We start from the raw sequence: 5,306 nt of genomic DNA, 5'->3' as shown, positions 1-5,306 counted from the left end.
TAACAATACTTAGCTTTAACGGTAAAATAAATTTTTAGGCCCTGCTGCATCTCCTTCACCATAGCTCTTATGTCAAATCAATCTGCACCAGAAATCGAATTGCTCCGTGCGGCTTATGCGGCCTTCAACGCGCGAGACATTGACGCTGCCCTTGCCCTCATGACTCCAGACGTGGTTTGGCCGAGAGCGTTCAAAGGCGGTTTTGTCCGTGGGCCTGAAGAAGTTCGCGCTTACTGGACGGAGCAATGGAGCGAGATCGATGGGCACGTCGAGCCGATTTCCTTTTACTTGGAGGAGACCGGGCGCATTTTGGTTGATGTGCATCAGGTCGTGCGTGACAAGGCTTACGTAGTTCTTGCCGATGAACATGTGGGTCATCGATTCACCCTTGAACACGGCTTGATTCAAGCTATGGAAGTCTGTCCACTTCCATCCTCCACGCCAAAGGCCTAACCACGCGCTCCAGCGAACAGGGCATTGAGCCGATTAATCAACAACGCCAATTATTGCTGCATTCTAATTTCCTTAAGTAACGCCTCATCCGAGTATTCTTCTTCCCATTTACCCTGTAGCTTCAGCCGTACAGACTGTGCGCCGCCACTAGGAGTACAGACAACCCAGTAGGTATCTGGTTCTCCTTCGACCTCAGCTGCATCTTCAGCTTTTGAAATGTCAGAAAGACCTGAAAATGCTTGAATACAAGTCCATGTAATTCCATCTGAATCTTTAATCTCTCTTTCCATGTCTATCCTTAGTACAGCATTTCATTAATTTGTAGCGAATTCAATTTGGCAATAGCCTGCATTGTTAATGCGTTGGCTTGGATTGTTAATGCGTCGGCTTGGATTGTTAATGCGTTGGCTTGGATTGTTAATGCGTCGGCTTGGATTGTTAATGCGTCGGCTTGGATTGTTAATGCGTCGGCTTGGATTGTTAATGCGTCGGCTTGGATTGTTCTTGCATTGTTAATGCATCAGCTTGCATTAACAATACTATGCTTATTACGCAAAACTGTACTTAGTTAGCGTGAACTGGGCAGAATTTCTGGTTGATCGTCCAAACTGAGGAGGAATTGAATTAAATCTGTCTGTTCTTGAGTGGTAAAGCCAGCTTTTGCATCTACCCAATAAGCGTGTCCTCTACCGTCTACATTCGACTTTTGCAAATCTGGATTAGCTTGGTTAACTGCAACCATTGTCTCACGAAGATTACGATCAACTAGCAGCCGTAAACTTGCTTCTGGGTCGGGTAAAATATTTTGCATTAATGTACCAGCCATACCAAGTTGCTTAGGATTTGCCACCACAAATTGTCCGTCCTGTTCATTTTGCTTTAATGCTGAAGCACTAGCAGCCACGCCACCATCATGTAAATAAGGCGCAGTTAGATACAACCCAATCAAGCTTGTTACTTTATAACCACCGGCTGGATTATTGATAGCAAAAGCTAACTGTTGCGCTTTTTGTGGGGTAATATCTGTAGGAACTTCTAACACTGGAGGATTAGACGGCAAGGGAACAGAGACACTGTCAGGGTAGGTTTGGGGTGTGGTGAAGTTCTTAGCGAATGGCGCTAATGTTGGGGCGCGTGATGGTTGAGTTCCAATCTCGTTTTGAGCGATGACATCATGATTAGTAAAGTAGCGTCCACTATGACAGTCTATGCAGCCAGCACGATTAAATATAGTTGCCCCTTTTTCTAGAGATGCAACATCACTAACTTGAATCGGTGGTGGTGCCAGAGTATTTTGCCAAGCAGACATCGCATTCAGCTGTTCGCCAACGGGGAAACCGGGGGAAGATGCCATTAAACCATCTAACATAAACGGCGAACCTTTGGGATATCCAGGCATCCGAATTACTTGATTAATTGCAGGTTCCCCAGGAGTGGGATCGATTTTGTCGAAAAATTCTGATGGTTTTGCACCTTCAGGAAATCTAAAAGCTGGATTTGCGGCATTTTGCAGAATCACGCCTAAATAGGTTTCCTTATCAATTCCTAATAAAGCTTGACTCCCATCAGCGCCATTTGTCCCATCGGAATTTGTGGCGTGAACGTTGCTATTTAAGGTAGTCAAACCGTGAAACCAACCAACTGCTGAATGACCACTCCAACCGTAAGGCCAGGCATCAAAAGTATAAGATGAGGGGATTTGTGAGGGATTGTTTACTAGAGTGCCAGTGGAATCAAAGTTTCCAGGCGGCCAAGTTAAGAGTTTTGCATCAACTGCATCTTCTAAAGTTTTGGTATCTGGTAAGCGGGATTCTTTACCGTCAGCGTTAATGTAAGTATGCTCTCCCGCCGGAATTTGAGTAGGATTAACATCTGTTTGGCGAAACATGGCTGCGGAATTAGTGGCAAATGCCAAAACCAAACCTGTATTAACGTCATTGTTTGGTGCGCCTTCTAAGATCCGTCCAGTCTTGTTGTCAAGTGTGGCGTGACATAAAGCACAGGTAATACCAAATCTCAACTTACCTTTAGTGAAGCTAGCACGCATACCCAGTGGTACAAGGGAATTTGCAGGTACGTCTAATCCTGTATTCAACAGTGTGCCAGCTTTAAAAGTGCGTCCACCTATTGTTACATCTTCATTTATAGGAATTCGGAGATTGGTTGTATGCTTACCGCCAAGTTTAGCGATCGCCTGACCTACAGTTATCATATTAATCGGGCCGTTCAGCGCCCCAACCACATCAGTTTGAAAAATTTCATTACCAAAAGTTTCCGAGTAAAAAGCATCTCGCCCCAGCTTTAAAGTTTCCTCAGTAACAGCAAACGCCCCATTTTCAGGGGATAGTTGTTTGCGCCCATCTTCTGTATTTAGTAAACGTGTTGCCTCTTCTTTATTAATCGCGTATCCCAAAACATCATAAGAACCAACTTCTTGAGGTGCAGCCTGGGTTACAGGTGTAAAAGTCTTATCTAGGCTGGGAGTTTTACCTAGAACAAATTCTAGTCTGGAAGCGAAGAAGCTAACAAAAATAACTAAAAATAATAGTATCCCAATAGTTCCCCATCTATTTTTTTGAGGCTCCACTTTTGGAGGATTGGAATCTATAGCGATACCTGGGTCAGTTTTCATAGTTTTGATTTCACGAATGGAACACTTTATCCGGTGTTGATTGAGTAAACCACTCCATAGCTCTTTCGGCGATCGCAGGGGGAATTGTATGAAACCCGTTGAATTCACGGTATTCTAGGTCATAGCCTGCTTGTTTTAACTGCTGCACAATCCGGCGACTACACCGTTCAATTGGTAACACTGGATCTGACTTTCCATGAGAGATGAACACACGCGGTTTCCCGGATTGGCTAGCAGGAGCCATAAATCCGGGTGAAAAAGCAATGATATGGTTAAACAGGTCGCCATTGGTAATGCCAACCGAAAGGGCGTAGGAAGCACCATCAGAGAAACCAGCGATCGCTACTTGGTTCGGAGCGATCGCATAATGACTGAAAGTTTGTGCTAGTGCCCGATCGAGAAAGGCAATATCAGGGCCATAGCCACCCTGAATAATGTCCCAAGTTTGTTGGCGTGAATCTACTGCCAACAGAATTGTTTCAAAGCGATTTGCCAGATGACGGAGGATTTTTAGCGCACCCTCTGCATCGCCTCCGGCTCCATGCAATATCAACACCAAGGGAGCGGGCTGATCTGCTTGATAGGTTTCAGGTACATAGACAAAACCATCTCGCTGCCCATCCAGCCCTAGTGGGTGTAACCCGGTCAAAGCGGTTGCTGTGGGATGAGTTGGGCGGGATAACAACTGTCCTTTAGTAGCTCTAGAATCAACTTGCTTTGAGCTTTCCATAACTAATAAGTTCCGCTTTTGGCAATTGGATAGTTGAGAGGCAGCGAGTGGTAAAATCATCCCTGCTAGCCCGAACTGGAGTAGTTGTCGTCGTGTCCAGTCAGGAGGATTGTTGTTTTGTGTCATTGCGATCGCCTCAATCAGCAATTAACTGACACTACACTGGAGGATTTAAAACGAACCGCAGAGGCACAGAGAACACAGAGAGTAAAGAGAGAAAAATTCTAAAACTTTGCTGGGTTTATTGGCTTGAGTTGCATTGCTTTTACTCATTTGATTACTGCGTACTGTTGCTTGCTGCGATATTTTTGTCAGGTTTTCCCCGGAGGGTGCGAATAGCAGCAAGTATTTCGGGTACTGCAAGCACTAAGGACGCGACAGAACATACTGTTGCAACTTGGCAGTACTCACAAAAGGCTTTGTTCTCGCTCCATTCTTCCTGAGCTAATTTGGCAGAAACCGCAGTGTCTAACACGAGCTTGACACCCATTGCAATTGGTATAAAAGGATTACGCCGCGCGCGATCCAGTCCTCCGGCGGCAGCTAGCCAGGCAGTGAGTGCATAAGTAACTACCATGATTGGCCCATCGGGTGAGTTAAATCGGCTGTAAGCGTAGTTAGATGCATCAACTCGATCTGCATCAAATATGGGGATTGGCGGATCGGGAAGGTGGTTAACGATCCCTGTTTGGTAGAGCGTCACAAGTTGTCCCATTGAACCCCCAAGCATGGACAAGCCAATAATTGCTCGTCTCCGGCTCATGTGAGGGTCTTTTCCTTGACGCAGTTCTTGAGTTGTTTTGCATCCATAAAGTTCAATTCTTGCTTAATCAATCTCTATTGATAAATACATCAGCCATGCGCGGGAGATTTTAGCAGGTTGAGAAAAGATTGATAGCAGAAATTATTTTTTCTGCCACCAAACTTATTGGATACAAGAAGATGTTAAATATTTTCCGCTACATTAACACCCTTGACTTTAGCTGGTATGACAAGGCTGTAATAAGCAGCTGCGATCGCTGCTAATATATTGAGCAAGACATTGTAACCAAACAATGGCGTTAAGCCGAAAAATGTCTTACTCAAGGGCAACAATTCTATGACAGCCAGCAAGGCAAAAGAAATTAACACTGCTGGCGTACAAGGTTATACAAAAAGTTGGTAGTAATTGCACCAAATATATAAACAAAACCCGCAGAATAAGCAACAGTAAATTCATCAAGTGGAATAAAATATTCGCTCGTTTCTGGTAATAAAACTAAAGCTGATATAAAGCCAAATCAACCTATAAATAAGCAAATTCGATAGCCAAAGCAATGTAACGCTCTGTCATTTTCGCAGCGTTGATATTTTCCATTACAGTCAATCATTGTAATTCTATTAGTTAATACTGAGATACTTAAGGTTGTAACCCAAAAAAAACTTTTTATAATCTATCAGAAGTTTCAGCGTTAATTAAGCTTTGTACACCTAGAGTAATAAATTAAGATA

Annotated in this window: 7 protein-coding genes; 2 read left to right on the top strand and 5 right to left on the bottom strand. The window is 44.0% G+C overall.

What is annotated here, in order from left to right; genetic code table 11:
• Positions 1-69 precede the first annotated feature (69 nt).
• Positions 70-453: a nuclear transport factor 2 family protein gene (locus IQ229_RS11735; protein ID WP_194043878.1), complete on the top strand. Its 384-nt coding sequence runs from the start codon at positions 70-72 to the stop codon at positions 451-453.
• Between the two features lie 50 nt (positions 454-503).
• On the opposite strand, the gene IQ229_RS11730 is transcribed toward IQ229_RS11735, so the two are convergent.
• Positions 504-743 carry a hypothetical protein gene (locus IQ229_RS11730; protein ID WP_194043876.1) on the bottom strand — a complete coding sequence of 80 codons (240 nt, stop codon included), beginning with the start codon at positions 741-743 and terminating at the stop codon, positions 504-506.
• 45 nt (positions 744-788) lie between these two features.
• Here IQ229_RS11730 and IQ229_RS11725 point away from each other — a divergent pair, with 45 nt between their 5' ends.
• Positions 789-1,025, top strand: coding sequence for a hypothetical protein (locus IQ229_RS11725; RefSeq protein WP_194043890.1), 237 nt, complete (start codon positions 789-791; stop codon positions 1,023-1,025).
• On the opposite strand, the gene IQ229_RS11720 is transcribed toward IQ229_RS11725, so the two are convergent.
• The 4 genes from IQ229_RS11720 to IQ229_RS24685 form a co-directional block, all read right to left on the bottom strand.
• Positions 1,022-3,085 carry a hypothetical protein gene (locus IQ229_RS11720; RefSeq protein ID WP_228013397.1) on the bottom strand — a complete coding sequence of 688 codons (2,064 nt, stop codon included), beginning with the start codon at positions 3,083-3,085 and terminating at the stop codon, positions 1,022-1,024. The two genes, IQ229_RS11725 and IQ229_RS11720, sit on opposite strands and share 4 nt — an antisense overlap.
• 10 nt (positions 3,086-3,095) lie before the next feature.
• Positions 3,096-3,941, bottom strand: coding sequence for an alpha/beta hydrolase (locus IQ229_RS11715; protein WP_228013396.1), 846 nt, complete (start codon positions 3,939-3,941; stop codon positions 3,096-3,098).
• Positions 3,942-4,092: 151 nt separating this feature from the next.
• A complete protein-coding gene (locus IQ229_RS11710; protein ID WP_194043874.1) occupies positions 4,093-4,578 on the bottom strand; it encodes a vitamin K epoxide reductase family protein in 486 nt (161 codons plus the stop codon).
• 182 nt (positions 4,579-4,760) lie between these two features.
• A complete protein-coding gene (locus IQ229_RS24685; protein ID WP_322743977.1) occupies positions 4,761-4,946 on the bottom strand; it encodes a hypothetical protein in 186 nt (61 codons plus the stop codon).
• Positions 4,947-5,306 lie beyond the last annotated feature (360 nt).

The sequence above is a fragment of the Nostoc cf. edaphicum LEGE 07299 genome (assembly GCF_015207245.1).
GTDB classification, from domain to species: Bacteria; Cyanobacteriota; Cyanobacteriia; order Cyanobacteriales; family Nostocaceae; genus Nostoc; species Nostoc edaphicum_B.
The sequence above is the reverse complement of the archived record's forward strand: the minus strand, read 5'-3'. Positions and strand labels throughout refer to the sequence as shown.